Annotated in this window: 17 protein-coding genes and 1 pseudogene; 5 read left to right on the top strand and 13 right to left on the bottom strand. The window is 56.0% G+C overall.

What is annotated here, in order from left to right; translation table 11 throughout:
- Positions 1 to 39: 39 nt before the first annotated feature.
- From AWB78_RS45265 to AWB78_RS19320, 3 genes are all read right to left on the bottom strand, one after another.
- The gene (locus tag AWB78_RS45265; protein WP_157697560.1) at positions 40 to 426 is read right to left on the bottom strand and encodes a hypothetical protein; all 387 of its coding nucleotides are present in this window, start codon (positions 424 to 426) and stop codon (positions 40 to 42) included.
- Positions 396 to 638, bottom strand: coding sequence for a hypothetical protein (locus AWB78_RS46600; RefSeq protein ID WP_157697559.1), 243 nt, complete (start codon positions 636 to 638; stop codon positions 396 to 398). Before AWB78_RS46600 ends, AWB78_RS45265 begins: the two co-directional genes overlap by 31 nt.
- 134 nt (positions 639 to 772) lie before the next feature.
- Positions 773 to 1,102 (bottom strand): hypothetical protein, encoded by a 330-nt coding sequence (locus AWB78_RS19320; RefSeq protein WP_062607142.1) that lies wholly within the window; start codon positions 1,100 to 1,102, stop codon positions 773 to 775.
- A gap of 260 nt (positions 1,103 to 1,362) precedes the next feature.
- On the opposite strand from AWB78_RS19320, the gene AWB78_RS19315 reads away from it, so the two are divergent.
- Positions 1,363 to 1,683, top strand: a complete 321-nt coding sequence (locus AWB78_RS19315; protein ID WP_062607141.1) for a hypothetical protein — start codon at positions 1,363 to 1,365, stop codon at positions 1,681 to 1,683.
- A gap of 122 nt (positions 1,684 to 1,805) precedes the next feature.
- Here the strand turns inward: AWB78_RS19315 and AWB78_RS19310 are convergent, their stop codons facing one another.
- The gene (locus AWB78_RS19310) at positions 1,806 to 2,732 is read right to left on the bottom strand and encodes a tyrosine-type recombinase/integrase (RefSeq protein ID WP_062607139.1); all 927 of its coding nucleotides are present in this window, start codon (positions 2,730 to 2,732) and stop codon (positions 1,806 to 1,808) included.
- 248 nt (positions 2,733 to 2,980) lie between these two features.
- Between AWB78_RS19310 and AWB78_RS19305 the strand changes: the two genes are divergently transcribed.
- Positions 2,981 to 3,895 carry an H-NS histone family protein gene (locus tag AWB78_RS19305; RefSeq protein WP_063958984.1) on the top strand — a complete coding sequence of 305 codons (915 nt, stop codon included), beginning with the start codon at positions 2,981 to 2,983 and terminating at the stop codon, positions 3,893 to 3,895.
- 185 nt (positions 3,896 to 4,080) lie between these two features.
- Here the strand turns inward: AWB78_RS19305 and AWB78_RS46595 are convergent, their stop codons facing one another.
- A complete protein-coding gene (locus AWB78_RS46595) occupies positions 4,081 to 4,359 on the bottom strand; it encodes a hypothetical protein (RefSeq protein WP_157697558.1) in 279 nt (92 codons plus the stop codon).
- 795 nt (positions 4,360 to 5,154) lie between these two features.
- Between AWB78_RS46595 and AWB78_RS19300 the strand changes: the two genes are divergently transcribed.
- A complete protein-coding gene (locus tag AWB78_RS19300; protein WP_062607137.1) occupies positions 5,155 to 5,457 on the top strand; it encodes a DUF4148 domain-containing protein in 303 nt (100 codons plus the stop codon).
- A 1,446-nt stretch (positions 5,458 to 6,903) separates the two neighbouring features.
- Complete coding sequence (locus tag AWB78_RS19295; protein ID WP_062607290.1) at positions 6,904 to 8,046, top strand: branched-chain amino acid ABC transporter substrate-binding protein; 1,143 nt, start codon at positions 6,904 to 6,906, stop codon at positions 8,044 to 8,046.
- Positions 8,047 to 10,349: 2,303 nt separating this feature from the next.
- On the opposite strand, the gene AWB78_RS19285 is transcribed toward AWB78_RS19295, so the two are convergent.
- Positions 10,350 to 10,607, bottom strand: coding sequence for a hypothetical protein (locus tag AWB78_RS19285; protein WP_062607134.1), 258 nt, complete (start codon positions 10,605 to 10,607; stop codon positions 10,350 to 10,352).
- 210 nt (positions 10,608 to 10,817) lie between these two features.
- Positions 10,818 to 11,330, bottom strand: a complete 513-nt coding sequence (locus AWB78_RS46590; protein ID WP_157697557.1) for a hypothetical protein — start codon at positions 11,328 to 11,330, stop codon at positions 10,818 to 10,820.
- Positions 11,331 to 12,055: 725 nt separating this feature from the next.
- Between AWB78_RS46590 and AWB78_RS19275 the strand changes: the two genes are divergently transcribed.
- Positions 12,056 to 12,934 (top strand): IS110 family RNA-guided transposase, encoded by an 879-nt coding sequence (locus AWB78_RS19275; RefSeq protein ID WP_062607131.1) that lies wholly within the window; start codon positions 12,056 to 12,058, stop codon positions 12,932 to 12,934.
- A 391-nt stretch (positions 12,935 to 13,325) separates the two neighbouring features.
- Here AWB78_RS19275 and AWB78_RS19270 read toward each other — a convergent pair whose 3' ends face one another.
- The 6 genes and pseudogenes from AWB78_RS19270 to AWB78_RS45790 form a co-directional block, all read right to left on the bottom strand.
- Positions 13,326 to 14,645, bottom strand: coding sequence for a hypothetical protein (locus AWB78_RS19270; protein WP_157697556.1), 1,320 nt, complete (start codon positions 14,643 to 14,645; stop codon positions 13,326 to 13,328).
- Entirely contained in the window at positions 14,646 to 14,870 is a 225-nt protein-coding gene (locus AWB78_RS19265) for a hypothetical protein (protein ID WP_062607128.1), read from the bottom strand.
- A 66-nt stretch (positions 14,871 to 14,936) separates the two neighbouring features.
- A complete protein-coding gene (locus AWB78_RS19260; protein ID WP_157697555.1) occupies positions 14,937 to 16,241 on the bottom strand; it encodes a hypothetical protein in 1,305 nt (434 codons plus the stop codon).
- Positions 16,242 to 16,279: 38 nt separating this feature from the next.
- A complete protein-coding gene (locus AWB78_RS19255; protein WP_062607124.1) occupies positions 16,280 to 17,509 on the bottom strand; it encodes a putative peptide maturation dehydrogenase in 1,230 nt (409 codons plus the stop codon).
- A 21-nt stretch (positions 17,510 to 17,530) separates the two neighbouring features.
- Positions 17,531 to 17,812 (bottom strand): NHLP-related RiPP peptide, encoded by a 282-nt coding sequence (locus AWB78_RS46585; protein ID WP_074173475.1) that lies wholly within the window; start codon positions 17,810 to 17,812, stop codon positions 17,531 to 17,533.
- A 267-nt stretch (positions 17,813 to 18,079) separates the two neighbouring features.
- Positions 18,080 to 18,226 (bottom strand): annotated as a pseudogene (locus AWB78_RS45790) (IS110 family transposase); the annotation flags it as partial.
- Positions 18,227 to 18,474 lie beyond the last annotated feature (248 nt).

Below are 18,474 nucleotides of genomic sequence, written 5' to 3'. Positions count from 1 at the left end.
CCGATGCCTCGGGAGGATGCGGACGCCTTGTGTCTTCAGTCACGCCTTGCGCTCGAAGCCGTACGCGGGCAACGCGCCGCGCGACAAGAAACGATCGTGCTCGCCCAGACTGTCCTGCTCACGAGTTTCCTGACCGAATCGGGGCACGGACTGCTCGACTTGCCTTTCGTCCGTCAGGTTGAAGAGGCGGTGCTTGCGATGCTCGATGTTGGGAAAACAAGCGGCGAGTGGCACTTCAGCGAGTGCCTCGTCGAGTCGCTCATCACGGTCGTGAACGAACATGATCGACAGTTGCGAGAAGTGCGCTTCGGCCAAATCGCGGCGGCAACCAAGCGACTGGACCGAATGGTGGCATCGGTTCGCTTGCAGGGTTAGGTTCGACAGCGTTCGCGCAGTTACTTTTCGGGCGGCAGCGGGAAACGGCATCCGTGCTCGTCAATACCCACAGGTTCATTGAAAGACTGGTCGTCGCCTTCCTCATCCTCGCCGGTCAATGGGCGCGGCCAAGGCCACGCCTCCAGCGCCCAAGGGGGAATCTCGTGCACGATTTTGAACCCGTATTCAGCGGGCGACTCCCAAATGTCGTCAAAGGTCTCGTCGAGAATCTGCTTGAGATAGACGCAGTCGTCGACGCTCATAGGACTTCGGCGTCTGCGATACCGGTCTTGTCCCGCAATCACGTGCTGTGACGCAAGGTCAAACACGAGCCGGTGGGTGAGATAGGGCTCGCAGGCCCAGACCGATTCCCAGTCTCCTACTGCATAGGGCCCGCTCATTGATCGGAGTCCGAGACCGGATCGTCGTGCGATTGCGCCAGCAGCCACCGCTCTGCCTGCTCGAGGAGCTGGCGCGCGTACTCGGACACGTACGCGTTGTCGCTGTGATCGGTCTTCCCGAAAACGCTCACCAATATCCGTCGTGCTTCGGCCGCGAACGCCACCCGCTCTTGCTCGGAGTCGAAGAAGACGTCGGTCACGATGCGCTCGGCGACGTCATTGATCGTGCCGATGCATTGTCCTTCGCGGAGGATCTTGGCCGTCGCGTTGACGCCGCGGCGGGTTTCGGTGAATTCGATGCTAAGTGGATCGATGGTGTAAGTCATGGTCGCCTGAAAGAGATGGTCGTAACACCCGCGCCGTTTGAACGGCTTATCTCTTAGCCTATCCATGGGATGGCAAAGTCAAGCGCGCTCGGAGCGTCGCCGGCGGTCCGTCTCACTGCGACACGAACGGCGGCATATCCATGAATTTGCCAATGCAGACGCGATCTGTCTCAGTTCTCAATACGATGGCGTGCAATGACAAAACAGACAGGGGGAAATCATGTATCGGACCGAGTCGTTGGAAAGAGCGTTGCGCGGAAATGGCACGCCAGTTGCCGCGCTTTGAGCCCGTCGGCGTGGACGAGAGGCGTGTGCTTTGGGTCAAATATCGCGGCCATCGGGACGTTCAAAGGCTGTTATTGGAACTAGCTCAGGCGCATCAGGTCATGGAAGAAATTGAAGCGTACTTTTCCTCGATCCAAAAGGTGTGGGCTGAAGAGGACCTGGGTCAGCTTGTCGCGATGGAGAAAATACGCCTGTTACTCGTCGAGCAAGGTTTGAGGCAAAGCGCGCCCGCTGGGCTGAAGGCCGCGCCTCGCCGCGACGAACCGGACGAGCCGGAACCTGCGCTGCTCGACTAGAACGCGGTGTCTTGAGCGGCTCTACGCGCTCGAGGACGCCGCTATGAATGTCGATGAGCCTTTCAGATGGGCCGCCCTTGTTACGCTCGATTCATGTCGGGAAGCAGCTCTCGCCTTCGAGGTCAGCCTTCGATCGAAGCAGCGGATTCCAGTGTTTGACGCAGGCGCGTCACGGTGCGGTGGCTTGATAGTCCAAGCAGGTTGCTGACCTGTTCGTTGGTCTTCCCGGCCACAATATGGCGTCGACCAAAGGTATTTCGGAGGAGCCGAGGACTCTCATCCGCCGCTGACAAACCGGATCGTTGCAGGGCGGCGCGAACGCACTTGAGCAGCGTGTCTGGCTTCATGGGCTTGCCGCCGCTGGTCGCCACAAAAAGCCATTCGGTCGGACACGTCATCTCGACCCGGACCTCGTGATACTCGCGCAGGGTATCGAGCGCAAAACCGTCGACGGGAACGCGTCGGGCAAGACGTGGACCGTGCTTTTCTACCATGACGCTGGGTCGGTCACCATCGAAGTCAAGATCTTGCACTCGAAGCATGCTCAATTCGGCAGCGGTGATGCCGCTGCCGAGAAAGAGGGCGACAATCGCGGTATTCCGCAATTCCTTCACGGATTCGCAACTAGCCGAGCCGCATACGGCCTGTAGGCGCTTGTCGTCCTCTTCCGACAAATAGACCGGCGTCGGTTCGTCTTCCGGCCAGTGTTCACGAGCGAGCATTTCAGCCGCGGGATTTTCCGTGCGCAGACTGATCGCCACGAGGTGTCGGGCAAACCGATCAACAAGTTTGAGATAGCGAAGCCGCGTCGTGGTCCCTGGCTGACAGTCGTGTTCCAGCTCATCGAAAAAGCCTTGAATTTGATCGGAGCCAAAGCTGACCACGCTATGGCGACGCGCTGACAAATAGTCATTGAATCGCGAAAACATGGAGCAGTGCTGGACGATCGATTGATCCGCAAAAGCGCGGCGATCGGCGCCAGTCGCTTCCGCGCGCTGCCACTGAGAATAGGCTGCCTCAGGATCAGAAAGCCACAAATCGGTCTGCATAAAAATCGATATACTGAATTGCGCTGCCCTCCAATCTAACGCGAAGCTCTCGCTTCGCCAACACCCGCTATCAAGAAAAGACCCTTCGAGAGCGGTCTTCCACACAGCGTTTAGAAACAATCTGTAAACGTTTCTTGTCTATGCGTGTGTCAAGTCGCATAGTTCATTGGATGCATGCTCCAGCCGCGCTAGCTTGTTCAATTGCATCCGTGGCATAGTGCGGACACTTTTCAAACGAGGAGGACCACATGGCCACTTTGGAAGCAATTCAAGCTCATATCAAAAAACTCGAAGCGCAGGCGCAAGCGATCAAATTCAAAAAGACCGGCGGAGTGATCAAACAGATTCGTGACTTGATGGCTCAGTATGAAATCACGATTGACGACGTCGCCGCATCCACGGGCAAGGCTTCAGCCAAGGCCCAAGTCAAAACCTCGCGAAACGCGGATTCAGCGAAGTATGCCGATCCGAAGACAGGCGCCACCTGGAGTGGCCGAGGCCGAGCGCCGGCGTGGATCGCCAATGCACGAAATCGCGATGCGTTTCTCGTAGCGGATGGCGCGGCGTCCGCGACGCGCGCGACGGTGCCAGCGGCGCGCAAAAAGGCGGCGCGCAAGGGTCCTCAACCCGCGCTGTACCGTGATCCGGTTTCCGGGCTGACCTGGAGTGGGTTTGGCCGCGCGCCGGGCTGGATCGCGACGGCCAAGGATCGCAGCGCGTTTCTGATTGAAGGCAGCGGCGCTGCAGGCAAGAACGGCAAGGCAACGAATGCGGTTGCGAAGAAGGGCGCGGCTGCGAAACAGTCAGAAACTGAAGCTGTGACCCCAGCGAAGAAGCCAAGAGCGGCTGCCAAGAAGGGTGGCGCGTCGAAAACGACAGTTGCCAAAAAGGCGACGGCTAAGAAATCCACGGCAGCAAAAAAGGCGACCGCGGCAAAGAAAGCGACCGCAGCAAAAAGAGGCGCGGCGGCTAAGAAAGGGACGGCTGCTAAGAAAGGGACGGCTGCTAAGAAGTCCGCCAGTGCCGCTGCGACGAAGCGTGTCCGTTCGACCGGTGCACGTCCAGCGCGGAAGTCTCGCGGCGAAACGCAGAGCGTAGCTTCGGTGGTTGAGCAGCCTGTGTCGGGCAGCGAGATGGAAGCGGAAAATTCCCTCGGAGAATAAGTGGGCGGGGCAATTGCCGCACTGCATTCGCGGAGCAACGAGATCTACGAGTGACAGTCGGCCTGCGAACAGGGGGCGACTGCAGAGACGCTGCCAAGGAGCGACATAAACTCGGCGGTGGTCTGCTGTAGCCCCTGATCAGTGGAGCTTCCCTGCCTTCGGCCGCGAGTTGACTCGCAAGCAAGTCAGTCATCGATTTTTGTACGCAAAAGCCTCAGTTTCAGAGCTTCAAGGCCGTCCAAGATATCCTGTGGAAGATCCTTGTTAAGCGCCGTCAGTTTGAGGGGGCGTGTGGCGACAAGCGCTGCGACGTTCTCTGGTCGCAGCGCCGCTCGCAGATCACCCGCTGCAATCCCGAAGTGCTCTCCAAATCGAGCGACGCCGGAACGTCGGCGGTCGCCGCTCTCTGGTGTCTCCCCTGCGCCGACACCGGCATAAGAATCTGCTGGCGAGACGCGGTCCAAGTGGCTCTCCGTTCGCGATGGCGAGTGGCCATCTGCTTATCATCGTTTGAACGACGCTAGGCTACGTTGGGCCGGGGCGATGAGCGAGGGGACTGCCGCAGTTGCCCTATCAGGTTCTCGGCGAAACGCGGCCATTAGGAAAAAGCAGAGGATTTTTAGCGAAGCGCAGACGGCCGATACGACATATCGATAGCAGCATCATTGCGCCGTCTGCGCTTCGCTAAAAATCCTCTGCTTTATCTGAATAGCCGTGTTTTTGCATTTTCTTCGGTCGATTTGAGACACCGCGCACACAACTAATGTTGTTAATACTCGTCACCCTACCGTCGATGGTCTGTTTGCTACGCTGCCTTGGGGCAAAAACGTCAGTGCTTCGATATTTGCGGGCTGCTTCAGCAAGTATTCGCGCGTCTCGTCAGAATCCGTCATGGCGCCGGGCGGCACCCACGGAAAATCGGTAGTGCAGCGCCGAAAGGGTCTCGATCGGCGCGGGTGCTGCGGTGGAAAAAGGCGCGAATGGTCGAGCGACCTTACAGATCCTCTGGTACGTGCACCGGCTCGCCGCGTGAACCTTGAACCGTCGAACGAACGCTGATTCGATCGATTCCAATAAAGACGCAGGAGAGGAAGGATGGCGCAGGCATGCGGTAAGGGCTTGCCGAGATTTATTGTGCAAACCGAGAATAATCCATTGTCAGGTTAGTGGTTAACCCTTAAGTCGAGCTTCCTTACACTGGAATCACTGAAGCGCAAACAGGGCCGTTTGCGAAAAACAAAGATCCGGAGGTAAGCATCATGAAACTCGCATCCATCATCGTCGCCGCTGCTCTCGCCATCCCCGCCGTCTCGTCGTTCGCTCAATCGAACCAGCCGTTGACGCGCGCGGATGTGAAGGCGCAGCTCGTGCAACTCGAACGCGCAGGCTACAACCCGAACACGAATAACACGACGTACCCTGCGGACATCCAAGCCGCAGAAGCCAAGGTAGCGGCGCAAAACGGTCAAAGCTATGGCGGTGTCACAAATGGCACATCGGCATCGGGTACCCTTCCTGCGCTCGCTGGCGCCACCGCGCAACCGGTCTACTTTGGTCACTAAGCCGAAAGGCTAGACGACAGGGCTTTTGACTTCAGATACAACATGCTGGCCGCTGTCGGGATCGACGGACGGCCAGTTTGCTTTCGTACCTCCGCCACCGGGTGAACCGATGGCTTGCCCAGTTCATTGTGAACTGGGTTTTTTTTCGAGTTGGATTGGCGCACCCCGACCGTTCAAACTCCGAAGAAAAAATGGGCGTTGAAGGTTCTCGCACTTGCGACGCACAAACGCTCTGATGCTCGAGACGAGGAGCGAGGAGACAGGAAAATGACAGGTCGCTCTGACGTCATCCGAAGGAAAGTTGGTGCATTTCGGCAAGTAAAGTTGGAACTCGCCCGATAGCGAGGTAAAGATGTGACCGTCTGGCTCAATGGCAAGGCAGCTTGTGACACGCTCCGACCAGGGGCAACGCCGGTGCCTGCCAGGGCTGAACGAATCGAAATCGGATTGCCGTTCGGTTGTAAAGGGTGAAAGGTGCAAGGTACGACGGGATAGGGGACAGGGCAGAATGTTTGGACACTGAAACGTATGCAGGTTCCGCCTTGTGCGCTTTGATCTTGTTTGAGTGATAGACGCATAGCTGCACGGGACTGGGCGACGAGTCAACTACCACCTTCCGCTTCGGAAAGTCACAGTTTCACTTCTCCCCTCTCGCAAGATTGATGTTTAGTTCGCATCTGAGCAAAGTAAAGTTCGGTGCGCCGAAGGGCCCGTGCGCCGGAAAATCGACCTCTGCAGCGCCCCGACATGTCCCACCTTTACTTCGTGGGACGGGAGGGCGGCCACCGTTCGAGATTCCCATAAGGGTCAACCCTAGATTGGAAGAATCGCGGCAGTAATGACATCGGCAAGGAAGGATCTTGCACGCGGTGTCCCGAATGGCTCCGACTTTAATAATTTATGCCTCTGACCTCAAACTACAATCGTTCCAAGTCTTCCGATCCGGATGGCACGAATGACCGAGGGTAGCAATTGAGATCGACTGCCGCGACCTTTATTATCGTTGCCTGTGCATGTAAGAGCATTATTTGTAAATCCTCCCCTCAAAGGCGGTGCCGCCTTTATCTTGGGTCTTCTCAATTTAAAAACTTAAATATCGCACTTGAATTTCTAGTCGATATGAGTTGGTCATAACTATAGTATGCAATACTAACAAATCAAGTTATAACATAATTGGTTGCTGAGGTTTGTTCTCGTTGTGGCGGCCGCGATAGGCTGCGGAAACTTGTAACCATCGAACTATCATGGAGTGGAGATTGTAGCGCCATTCGTCGAGCGGCATGACGATTTTGGCGAGACGACATATGTGGCTGTAGTTGAACAATGTAACAACAAAAATCTGATAAACCTCGTGTCGCATCGGTTAGAGCGTGAACGTAAGGAATGTTGTGTATGTGCCCCGCCAACTGCCTTTCTAACAAGCACCAAATTGGAGACTTTTCTGTTATGAACATCAAATTTCAACAAGTGATGCAGATTAGCGCAGCTGTTATGCTACTTTCGATGGCGGCGCCTTCCGCGTCGGCAGAAGAAATTGTGAGGATTGGCCACGTTGCACCGTTGACGGGGGGGCTCGCACATCTGGGAAAAGATAATGAGAATGGCGCACGACTCGCAATCGAGGAGATCAACGCTGCTGGTCTTAGCATCGGCGATCAGAAAATTACGCTGAAGCTCGATGCTCAAGATGACGCCGGCGATCCTCGTCAGGCGACACAAGCGGCACAGAGGCTTGTCGACGACAAGGTCGTCGCCGTGATAGGTCACCTGAACTCAGGAACATCGATCCCCGCATCGAAGATGTATAGCGATGGGGGCATCGTGCAGATCTCGCCTTCTGCGACTAACCCCGCATATACCCTGCAAGGATTCAAAACCACGTATCGCATCGTTGCGACAGACGCTCAGCAGGGGCCCGCGCTCGCGAGTTATGCGAAGTCAATGGGTATCAAGAGCGTAGCGGTGGTCGACGATTCGACTGCTTATGGTCAAGGCCTGGCGAACGAATTTGAGAAGAAGGCGAAGGCGCTTGGCGTGAAAGTCGTGTCGCATGACGCGACAAACGACAAAGCGGTCGATTTCCGCGCGATTCTGACCAAAGTCAAGGGTGAGAACCCTGATGGGATCATGTATGGTGGCGAGGATGCGACCGGCGGTCCGTTTGCGAAACAGGCAAAGCAGCTCGGCCTTCGCGCGAAGATCTTTGGGGGCGACGGCGTGTGTACCGAGAAGCTGTCGCTCTTGGCTGGCGATGCAGCCGACAATGTTATCTGCTCGGCACCGGGCGTAGCCCTCGAGAAAATGCCCGGCGGCGTTGCGTTCGAGGTGAAATATGAAAAGCGCTTTGGTCAACCGATCCAGATTTATGCCCCGTTTACGTATGACGCGGTGTACATCATCGTTGATGCGATGAAGCGTGCAAATTCTATTGATCCCGCCAAAGTCCTTTCGGCAATGCCGAGCACTGACTACAAGGGTGTTATCGGTGAGACCAAGTTTGATTCAAAGGGTGATCTGAAGCACGGGGTGATTTCCCTTTACGACTTCAAGTCCGGTAAAAAGGTCCTGCTCGACGCTGTGGAAATGTAAGGCCTTGACCTACGCAGGCCAGCGAAAGCGAAATTGACGACCTGGCGCGAGGCTGGCTAAGAATTCTGTGACCGGGGTTCCTTGTGAAGTCTCGCTCTAGTAGTCGATCAATATACCCATACGCCACATACATTCTGTCAGTGCAAGCTGAAGTCCACATAAGCCCCTAAAGTTTGGCAGGAAGGAGATAAAAGTTGGCCAGACAGTGACGTAGCAAACATGATTGAAGTGAGCATGCCCGTGGTCACACTGGGTTGCTGAAGCAACCGAATACTTTCAGATGGGGCATGTTCCCGGAGCGAGTGTTTCCGGCGTAACGCGCATGCAGGATAAGGCTGGTGATACGCCAGCGGATAGAAGGCGGTGAGGATGCTGGTTCTTCTCACGAGCGCAACGGCGGCTTCAGACCAAACACAGGTCAGACGGTTTATGGAAACTTCGGGAAAAGGGAAGCTTGACAGAAATCTGCTCATAGAAGTGTGACCCACCGTCGAGACGTACTGCTACGTCGCCCTCAGGAAATTCAGATGCACAAAAACCGAGAACCGATCCCGATTGACACGGGAAGTCATATCAGTCCTTCGACCCTCAGCCGCCGTTCGGATCATGTCCATCGCACCGGCCGCTTCTGAGGTACACATGCCATCCAACAGCCAGCGTCGTAAGCTGCCTCACTAACCATTCCTCGTCAGAATTCAATTGATGTCCCGTATCGCCACAAGCATGGATTTTCCACCCCATATGGCCCACTGAGCCGCCCGCTATCCCACGCGATCAACGTATGCGTCAGCACATCCCGTCTTGAACACAGGGAACAAACTTTCGAGAGGCCCATCCGCCAAATATCGTGAATCGTCCGTCCGGTGCGTTTCGGAACCCGAAGCGCCCTTCGAGTGGCCGTCGTCAAATTCAGGCGAGCGGCGGAAACAGGCCGACTGCCAACCGACGCGGTCGCCCGGACCCGACCCATAGGGGCCTGCTACACCGGCGAGACCTGAAAGGCCGCTTTCAAGGTACACGAGTCGTTCGCGCAATCGATTAGCCGCGGCAAGTTCTCGGCCTTTTGAGAAGATCCGTAAGCCGATTTCGCGCCAGATAGGATCGCGGCCCCAAGGTCCGTCTGGGTGAATGCGAAATTCAATGTCCGCGCAAACGAATGGCTCAACGACCGTGAATCTCCGATCGCTGTCTGCCGGGATCAACGACATCTGGCCGGCCTCGAGCCAGTCGACTCGCGCAACGTCGGTTAGGGTGGCCTGAGCACCGTCTATTCATAACAGGGCGAAATCGGTATTCTGAACCCCACCGATCATCGGCTAGCAGGCTCGGCCGGGATCGACGCGGCAGCACGTCTATTTTTTACCTCGTTTGGACAAGAAGACAAGAAGGAGATGGGAAGACGAACGTCCTGAAGGCGCACCTGCCTGCAAAACACCGTATTCACGCTACTCAAGTGCAACAAGAACCAGCGCCCGGTCCAGCGACTTGACGGCGTCGATTGCAAAGCGATCCGTCGCTTCCAGGAGATCTTCGACTTCCAGCACATCTCGGGGGCACCCCCTTGGGGTGACCACCGGTCGCCAGGCAAATCCCCCGACCAACGCCGCGGCCACCTGCTATGGAGACCGCCGCGCGTCGAGATGAGGTAGTTACTGCCTCATTTGTGCACGGCCAGCTCCGCACAAGTGCATGCGACTTAAACGCGACAGCCAACTGACCAGACCGCGTGTGATTGGTTCTATCTCACAAAACACAAAGACCTATGCGAATAGCCAGTCGAACTTGGGATTTTTCCAAACCCCTATGGGACGAGCGTCACACGACCTCGCCTTGGCTTAAACGTCACGGTGATCGTATTGCTAGCTTGGCGCTGCGCCGTATTCGTGGCGCCGAGCGAGAAGACCACGAACTGAAGCGTGGCACCCGCGGGCCTGATTGATAACTGCAAAACCAAACTCATAGGTTCCACTGGCTTCATCCTGCGACGCTTCGCCGTCAGGACCGTCGGGCGGTGAAAGTGATACGCACGTCGGTCCCTTCTGGCTCGCTTCAAGTAGGCCATCGCGTAGGCGCTGCAGGCTTGCGGCGATTGGATATCGTGGGATCAAGCGCCGCAGGCCTGTCCTGCGCTTGGGCCGGTATGGGCTCTTTTTTTGGGTAAAGGGAAAATGTCAGTGTCTGCGTACCCTTTGTTTGGTGTGAAATGCCCACGCTTGGTCCGAGAGTGGCCGCCGGTCCGACGGGAAAAGTAGCAGAGCCAGTGTCTTCTGTTGTGTCATCCGTCTGAGTGGTGAGCGATACCTTCACGTTGTCGATATTGAAACCCACAACCCCGCGGCAAGCGTTTCGGCCGCCGCCGCCACCGCATCGTAAGTCTGATATGCACCAATATCCGATTTGATTTGGCTAACCACATCGGCCCCCGTAGCTGGTTTGCCTTCGTTTTCCGCAATGTGCTGGCAGGCCCCGAGGGCCAGCAGGATAGGTACGACCGCTACCCGCGTTAGAAATTTCGCCAGACGTGGTGCGGCACATATTGCCGACCTATCGATGAAAGTCATCAAAGTCGCTCCTATAGAAGCCGTTGATCCACTTACGCCTTTGGCATTCAATGTTGTCGAAGACTGGACGCGCACATATGCACGTTTTTGCATGCACCGTGGAGCGGCGTCCCAATGAAGGGAAAGTTACATCTCATGCCTTTCCTTTGCCCCGCACGGTTTATAGTTCCTGGGTCGCAATTGCGCTATTCACGGGACGAAGCGGCGAAGTCACTCAGGAGGGCACGCACGTCCGATGCAAGTGCCGCAAGTTCCATTCGGGCAGCAGTAATCTAATGTCCATTCAAGGTGGCTCTCGAATGTGTGGGCTCGTCGGTCTTCGATGAAGTTGTTGACGCGAATAACGACATTATCGAGGTCCGTACCGTCGGATGGTAGCTCCACCGAAGTCACATCAAAGGCGTGTGGGCAAGAGAAAACCAAATCCCCGCTTGAACTATAAAGCTCGGAGACGGCGTGAAATCTCCCTGTTCGGTTGATCTTCTCCGTGGACCGAACCCGAAGCTTGTACACATCGTCTGGTATGCCGAGGTCCAAAGAGTTATATCGAAGTATAGATACATCGACGCCGTCGTAATATTTTGACGCCGGCGTCCTTTGGAAACCATCAATCACCGCGGCTTCAATCGTTTTGCCCCGGGTTTTGATTTCCACGTAAGTGTTCTCCAATAAGGTCAATGATCCGAATCTCTTGGCTTCCAATGCAAGGGATGCAACGGTCATAGCGTTCTCCTGACGAATAAGACAGACCTACGGCCACGGCTGAGCGTGGCAACGGTAATCGGAGCGCACTTGTCAATTCCAGCGGGTGCCCTCTACAGAATAGGATGATCTTGCCGTTTTTTGAAACCGCATTTTCTTGGATAATGTTGGCGAGCGTGTAATGTGGCTCGACGCGCAAGTCAATGCAGGGAATTTCGCGCACTTCATCATCATCGTGATGGATAGAATACATCGCAGGACGAGGCCATTCGAAATTTCAACGACATCGTCGGCAACATGATGGATGCCGCCGAGGACATGTCGTTCTCGACTCGCGTCAAAGGGCCCAGCGGGAACCCTCGGGTTACCTACAATCTTTGTTCCGCTGTTGAAGACGCGTTGCTCGCGGATCAATTGCCGGGAACGGAGCTTGTTGACGACATCGTACGGCAGATGTACCTGGGCAGCATTCACCTACCGCCTTCTGATCACATCAAGGACTCGATCGATGGGCTAACTGACTGCTCTCCCATCCATGCGAGCGGTGCCGGCGTCAGAGCGTAGCCGCGTTCCATCTCGGAAATGCAGCCCTCGAAGAACCGTACGTGCGACCTTTCCCCGCATACGGCTCGTGCAGGTGTACGTTCTATCGGTGCAAAATCTGAATTAGTAAGATGCTATGAAGCATGCGGGCCACGATCTCACGCCTAGAATCAGCGTGTTGACCCGGCTCAAAGGAGACCATCATGTGCGGATATCAGGCATGCGTGACGAGTAACGAGGAACTCGTGCTGGCGGTGTCACTTGAGCTTGCCGCGGCGAAGTGGAAGGTCGCGCTGCACGACGGGCGGCGGGACCGACCAGCCGTGCATACGTTAGCGGAGCCGGACGCCGCAGCCCGCCTGCAGGCCGTGTTGGACCTGATCGAGCGGCACAAAGTCAAATGGCTGCTGCCGGCGGACGTGCGCGTCGTCGTCAGCTACGAAGCCGGCCAAGACGCGTTCTGGATCTATCGCGCGCTGCAGGCGCAAGGCATCGACGCATTTCGTGCCCACTTCGTCGAAGCACTGGAGGACGGGGCCACTGAACTGAACGGTGTCGCGCGCACTGCGCTGCTCCGAGGCTGGGAGCACCTGCAGGCCCTCGACCAGCAAATCGCCTGGTGCGACGCGCAAGTCACCACGCACGTCAAGCACGACAGCAACGCCCAGCGCGTCATGGCGCTCATCGGGATCGGGCCGCTCACCGCGTCGGCTGCGGTGGCGACCGTGGGCGACGCTCGCCTGTTCAAGAACGGACGGCAATTTGCCGCCTGGATCGGCACGGTGCCCAAACAGAAGAGCAGCGGCGGCAAGACACGGCTGGGCCGTATCACGAAGCAGGGCAACACGTATTTGCGCACGCTGCTGTTCCAAGGCGCGCGCTCCGCGGTAACAAGCGCCCATCGACGAACCGACCGGCTCTCGAGCTGGATCGTTCAACTCCAGGCGCGCGTGGGCTGGTATCGAACGCTGGTGGCCGTGGCCAATAAGCACGCGCGCATCCTGTGGGCGATGCTGGCCAAGGGCGAGCGTTTCGATCCCTCATATGTCTCCACTCCCTCAACACCGGGCCAGCCACGGTAGGACAACAGCATGAACAGGTACATTCGCAGCGTCACCCCAAAAGCGTGACTACTTCGTAATTCAGGACGCAAAGGCAAGGATAGCGACAGGTCAGACCGGCAGCAGGCGAACTCGCGTAAGCGCCAGGCGCTACATCGCATGTATTCGCCGCAATCTGGATGGAGTCCTGCTGCGCGGTTACTATCCTGGCCCGGGCACAGCAACCATCGTGTCCAACAAGGCTTATAGGTATGCAGTCTGCCTCGTGAGAAGCCGCTTGTAGCAAGGCTTCGCAGGTTCACAGCCTTTTGCAGCTTGACGGAGTTTCATCTCATTGCCGACTCGTAAGATCTGAGCGAGGTGGGGCGCAGGCTGCGGAGCATGGAGCGGCAGTGTGCGATGTAGGGCATCCTCAGTTGCACACGGTCGCATCTGGATGATCAGGGTCGCTCGTCGACTTGGCTTGGGCGGTGTACCTGGCGACCGCATGGAAATGGCCGCTTCTGTGCGAGTCTCCCATCGTAAGAGTGTAGCCGATTTTTCCTATCGAGCCTTCTCCGGCCGTGTCTACCCATGACGCAAAGGACTTGGCGGCGAGGTAGTCATCGAAGACCAGCGGTGCCTGTGCCGCATACTTGAGATCAACCAGCAGCGGGCGGCCTTTGTCATCGTGAATCTCGTAGAGGTCGGGGATGACGTCCGCTGCATCAAGAACGACGAGCTTGCAGTATTTTTGCACGTCGGACTCGATCTCGACGTCCTGCTTGCCTTCGACATAGTATTTTCTGCTTTCGTCGGACGGAATGCGGGTCGAGTAAGTCAGCGTGGCCTTGACCGTAAGCGGATCGGCGTCTGGCAGGTCCAGGATGGTCGGCGAAAGATCAATTTCCGCGCGTGTCCGACGTGCTTTTCCCTTGAAGAATGAATCGTTAGACGAAGCAAGAACGGCAGCGTGGCCGAGCGCCGTCTTCGGCAGCCTCACCGTGATAGGCGTGATGATGACATTGCCTTCCAGGTCCATTCCGCGTTCGCTTTCGCGAACTACCCTCAAATGATTCGGGCCGATGTCGACGCTGAGGTTGTTGTACCGTTGATCGATTTGCGCGACGCCTTGCTTCGTATCGCTCGCACTGAAACCTGCCTCGGCCGATCCGGCGATTTTGCCAGTCAGATCAGGGGACAGCTTCGCCGATACCGAACTTTCGGTGGTGTTCGTCACCTGCGCGATGGTTTGCAACTTGATATCCGTGGCGGGCACTTTATAGCCGGCGAAGCTGAAGCCGATGGGTTCGACTTCGAGAACGGTGCGTATCAGGCGGTCGCCGGGTTTGGATCGCGGCGCTTTTTGCACCATCACCACGAGGGTTCGTTCGAAGCGATCATAGGCCTTGAGCTTGATTCCGGTTTCTTTGCCTTTGTCGTCTTGATCGCCTAATAGCTTATGAAGCGCTTTTGTCTGGGTCGCATTGGCTTTCGCGAGCGCGTCGATCATGGCGCTTTGCCCCCGGTCGGACAGTTCGGTCAGGGGATTCTTTTGTGTCTTGTCTTCTTTCTCGACGGCGTAGCTATAGACATTCACCTTGGGCCGATCCAAATCGTTCGCCATGGCGGTTTTGAAATTCGCCGACTCCACGAACTGAGGGTTGTTCGACCACCTGTATTGTTCCGGATGGCAAGCGCAAAGACATGTCGTGGTCAAGAGAAGCCCGGTTATTTTTATTGTGGAGGTCATTTAGATTCCCCTTGAGACGACTTCTCCATCGACCGGTTGCCCTGTGTGCATATCGATGGCTTTGGCCGGGGAAACGGGCTCTATTTCGCGCATGAGCCAATAAGTGACGATCTGGAAAGAGTCGAATTGCAACGGGTTTGGGGGTGACGCGCTACTCCATGTGATGAATACCGGAATGGCTTCGGCCCCCGACGCCAGATCGGTTGCTTTGACGAATCCGAACATATCGCCTCCATCGGTCGTGTGGTAAATCGTTTTGGCAGCCGCGGCATGCGAGGGCCACCTCAGTCGTTATCTGGGTATGCCTGCTGACAAGGTGGAGGGTGCGTTGATACCGGCTACTTGCGCGATACTGCTGACTACTGTGGGGATGCCGAATCCCCAAAGAAAGCAACTCCACATATCGAATGTCGTTCCGAAACCGGAGTTTGGAAGTATCAATGTCGTGATTCCCGAAAGGGCTGTCAGGACTGCAATGAACAGCCACATAAGCAAACTGATGGATTGAATGGTGCTCGTGAGGTGCTGAACGGAGGGCTCGGATCTTGAACCGCCCCCTCCTGACGCAAAGCCTTTGCTCGAATCCAGAACTCTGTCGACAGATTGCAGTTTGTCAAGATAGTTGACCTCGGTGGATGTATCGAGTTTCTGTATCTCGCTTCGCTTGGTGTCATTGGAAATGACAGTATCGTCCAATATTCGCATCACGCCGTCATTCACAATTCGCGTCATCCACATGAGTGTTTGCTGGCCGTCCCGCAGACAATTCTGAAGCCCGGTGATATCGTTCGTTGCGCTGTACCAGATAAGCTTAGGTGGCAAGAGACCGTCGGCTGAGAGTCGTTTCACACTAAGCTGGGCCGATGCCGCCCGTATCTTTGTGCGAAAGTCGGGAATAAGCTCGTCTTGACTATCTGTCGCTTTTAACAAGACTTCAAATCTTGCCCGCAGCGCCGCAACAGGTATGAGTGCCGCCTTTCTGGCTACCCTTGCCCTGAAAATGACGTTTACCAATAAAGTCAAGACCACGCCCAGTACAAGTAAAGATGCTCCGACCACCTTGTCTTTCATCGAACTCACGCGAAGATCCATTTGAGCAACGACGGGTTGAGGCCTGTCTGTCGAAATAAAAGTCAGCATGCCGGTGTATTTACCCGATCCCACCGATTCCGATAGCCTGAGAAACAGCTGTTGGGTCGCGGAAGCGGGAAGCGAGGCAGGCGTCACGCATTCGCCGTCAGAGGTTTTGCAAACCGCAATATCGCGTACGTCGATCGTTTCACCCGAGTTCGCGTCTACCAACGTGGAGGTGCCGACTCGAAACCCGTTAAGCGGTGCATTACCTGTTGTAACCACGAGTCCCGTGCTCGGATTACTTAAAGACCAGCCGCGATAGACGAGCCACATGGGCCGGACCAGCACGCTCACGTCATTTGGCCACGCCGCTTTGCCGGAGGATGGCGCCGACGAGCTTGCGGCTGCGCCTGCCGCCGCGCCGCTACTGGCTGTCGGCTGCGCTTGCACCGCCTGAATGCAAAAGCTCGCTGCCAAGGCAGCGAATGCCAATCGGAAGAAAACGTTCCATCGAAAATCCATATGGATCTCCGGCATCCCCAAGCGATTCGCCGATCCGCTCAACGCTTCGGGATGAAAGTGTCGAAATCGACCTCAAGTCCCATTTGATTCGATGCGGGAATGCCGCAGCCAAGCAGAGCAAGCGCGCCTTCCTGAAACCCGTCTAACTTTAATTCCTTTTCTATATTGCACGCATTTACAGCAGCGGTGAAAAAGGCGCCAAGTCCGAGCTCTTCGCAAAGCAGGTAAAACGTCTGGCTGATATGGGCGATATCCATATAAAGGACCGGATAAGCGCGTGGATGCTGCCGGTACTTCCAGAAATTCCGATAAAAGCGTGACGTCATGACGAATAATGCACCGGCATTCTTCACATATTCCTGTCCGGCTGCAAACACATTGGCCTGTACTCGCGCTTCCTCTGCTGACAATCTCCGCAGCAAGTCAAGCGAGTGATGCTCTTGGTTGTAGTGATAAATACCCGGCTCGAGCCCTTCGACATTCAAGACGACCGGATAGACTTCTGTCGGATGCAGCCCTCCACCGGAAGGACTGGTTTTGCCCAAGCCGAATGTACCTTCGTGGACGTGATAAATGCCTTGCGGACCAAAGGCATACTTAATGATTCTTGAAAAATCCTCAGCAGAAATAGTCTGTTCCGAATCGAACACTCTGCGTGTGCGCCGTTTTTGCAAGATTTCGAGGAGCGCGGAGGGATGATCGCCCGAACCACTCGGGACGTCTAAAGCATGGCGACTGAGCGCATCGGCTCTCGTGACGAAGTGAGCCGGCGGCACGCCGTGCTTGCTCACGAAATCAGAAAAAATGGAATGCTTTCGGCTTCTCGCGCTGTTTGCCTGCGCAAGATTCTTCGGTACCGAGAAAGGCAGCAGCATGTCACTCCATTTCGTACAGAAGTGATATACGGCCGCCAGCAGATGCCACGCAGTCGCGGACAACTGGCGGTCTCTTTCCGCGAATACTTTTTGCCGGCCTTCGGGAGATTCGATAACAAGAAGCCCTAAGTCGGCCAACTGCTCTAATTCTTCGCGCGTGCAAATATTTTTGCTTTGCAATTCTTCGGCATCTGTCCATCGATCCGATGGTATATGCTTAAGCGTCTCGACAATATCATCCGATATCGCAACGCTTCTTTCGGAAAGCGCCGAATAGGCGGTCCAGTGAATCTTATCCTGCGCCTTAGAATCTCCGAGTAATGCAAAGAGAACACTGGCCGGTCCGTCGGAAAGGCCAAGCAGAATATACGCACTCCTGCGGACATGAACCATGGCCGTTCAATTGACAAAGAGTCAAACAGCGAAGGCGAAGAAAGCGAGAAAGGCGTAAAACTCGCCCGCGATTTGCACGCCGCCGGCGCCGGCGGGCGCTGCAACGGGAACATTTTGAAGAGCCGCGTCAAAAACCGCTTTGGGCGGAAGTTTCAGCGAAGCGGGCAAAGGCACTATAGTGATTCCATTTTGCGCCAGAACAGTAGCTGGATCTTGCTCAAGCTGCGCTCGAAAAGCATCGTCCGAAGCGAGACGCCGAATGAAATCGGATACTGCCTGCGGATCCGCGGATACCGAAGCCATGACGGCTCTCCCGAGTAGATTTCATTTTTCATTAAGTAAATTACAATAGAAACTCAAGCAGTTACTTGTCAAGAAAATTCTCTAATCCGATTATTGGTTCTATTTTTAGATAAGTATTTAAGAAATTGATTTGTCGCCCGTGGCGAAGGAAGCGGCTTTCGCGCTTCCGTGGAGACGACGCTTGCACGTCGCATTCTTGGCAGCGATCGCTACCGCCGCGCGCCAATAGCCGCGCCGCTCAGCCAGGGCTCTGACCCAACGGCTGGCCTTGACGGGCACGAAACGCATGCTGGGGCGCGCCACCGCCTCGCAGATGGCCGCTGCGTCTGCCGCGTCGTTCTTGCCATGCTTGCCAGACAACCGGTACGGTGCCACCAGTCTGGCAGCCATCAGCTTCACGGCGTGGCCATGTTGGGGTAGTCGTCCTTTTTGTCCAGTAAAATCTGGCGCTTCGTAAGGGTCCGGTGAAGTCAAGTTGAGGTTCGTGACCTGCGCATAGGAGCATCGTGTCCATCATAAAGCGTGATGGAGACGTGTACACGATGGCTGACGACGATCGGATTGGTGATGGAGTGGTGCCGGCAGTAGTCGCACCTGCAAAATTCGGTTTCCGTCGCGGACGTAGCTCGGCGGTCGGCCGAGTTCCGTCGTGGCGTCGTGGT

Origin of the sequence: Caballeronia calidae, from assembly GCF_900044055.2 — a bacterium.
In the GTDB taxonomy this organism is placed as follows: domain Bacteria; phylum Pseudomonadota; class Gammaproteobacteria; order Burkholderiales; family Burkholderiaceae; genus Caballeronia; species Caballeronia calidae.
This window is presented reverse-complemented; position numbering and strand designations above follow the sequence as displayed.

Bases quoted from the DNA above. Each gene is read 5' to 3' on its own strand.
- AWB78_RS46585 (WP_074173475.1), bottom strand. From the start codon at position 17,812: ATGGCTTCGGTATCCGCGGATCCGCAGGCAGTATCCGATTTCATTCGG.
- AWB78_RS19285 (WP_062607134.1), bottom strand. From the start codon at position 10,607: ATGACTTTCATCGATAGGTCGGCAATATGTGCCGCACCACGTCTGGCG.
- AWB78_RS19265 (WP_062607128.1), bottom strand. From the start codon at position 14,870: ATGTTCGGATTCGTCAAAGCAACCGATCTGGCGTCGGGGGCCGAAGCC.
- AWB78_RS19320 (WP_062607142.1), bottom strand. From the start codon at position 1,102: ATGACTTACACCATCGATCCACTTAGCATCGAATTCACCGAAACCCGC.
- AWB78_RS19310 (WP_062607139.1), bottom strand. From the start codon at position 2,732: ATGCAGACCGATTTGTGGCTTTCTGATCCTGAGGCAGCCTATTCTCAG.
- AWB78_RS19305 (WP_063958984.1), top strand. From the start codon at position 2,981: ATGGCCACTTTGGAAGCAATTCAAGCTCATATCAAAAAACTCGAAGCG.
- AWB78_RS19260 (WP_157697555.1), bottom strand. From the start codon at position 16,241: ATGGATTTTCGATGGAACGTTTTCTTCCGATTGGCATTCGCTGCCTTG.
- AWB78_RS19270 (WP_157697556.1), bottom strand. From the start codon at position 14,645: ATGACCTCCACAATAAAAATAACCGGGCTTCTCTTGACCACGACATGT.
- AWB78_RS46590 (WP_157697557.1), bottom strand. From the start codon at position 11,330: ATGACCGTTGCATCCCTTGCATTGGAAGCCAAGAGATTCGGATCATTG.
- AWB78_RS19295 (WP_062607290.1), top strand. From the start codon at position 6,904: ATGAACATCAAATTTCAACAAGTGATGCAGATTAGCGCAGCTGTTATG.
- AWB78_RS19255 (WP_062607124.1), bottom strand. From the start codon at position 17,509: ATGGTTCATGTCCGCAGGAGTGCGTATATTCTGCTTGGCCTTTCCGAC.
- AWB78_RS19315 (WP_062607141.1), top strand. From the start codon at position 1,363: ATGGCACGCCAGTTGCCGCGCTTTGAGCCCGTCGGCGTGGACGAGAGG.
- AWB78_RS19300 (WP_062607137.1), top strand. From the start codon at position 5,155: ATGAAACTCGCATCCATCATCGTCGCCGCTGCTCTCGCCATCCCCGCC.
- AWB78_RS19275 (WP_062607131.1), top strand. From the start codon at position 12,056: ATGTGCGGATATCAGGCATGCGTGACGAGTAACGAGGAACTCGTGCTG.
- AWB78_RS46600 (WP_157697559.1), bottom strand. From the start codon at position 638: ATGAGCGTCGACGACTGCGTCTATCTCAAGCAGATTCTCGACGAGACC.
- AWB78_RS45265 (WP_157697560.1), bottom strand. From the start codon at position 426: ATGCCGTTTCCCGCTGCCGCCCGAAAAGTAACTGCGCGAACGCTGTCG.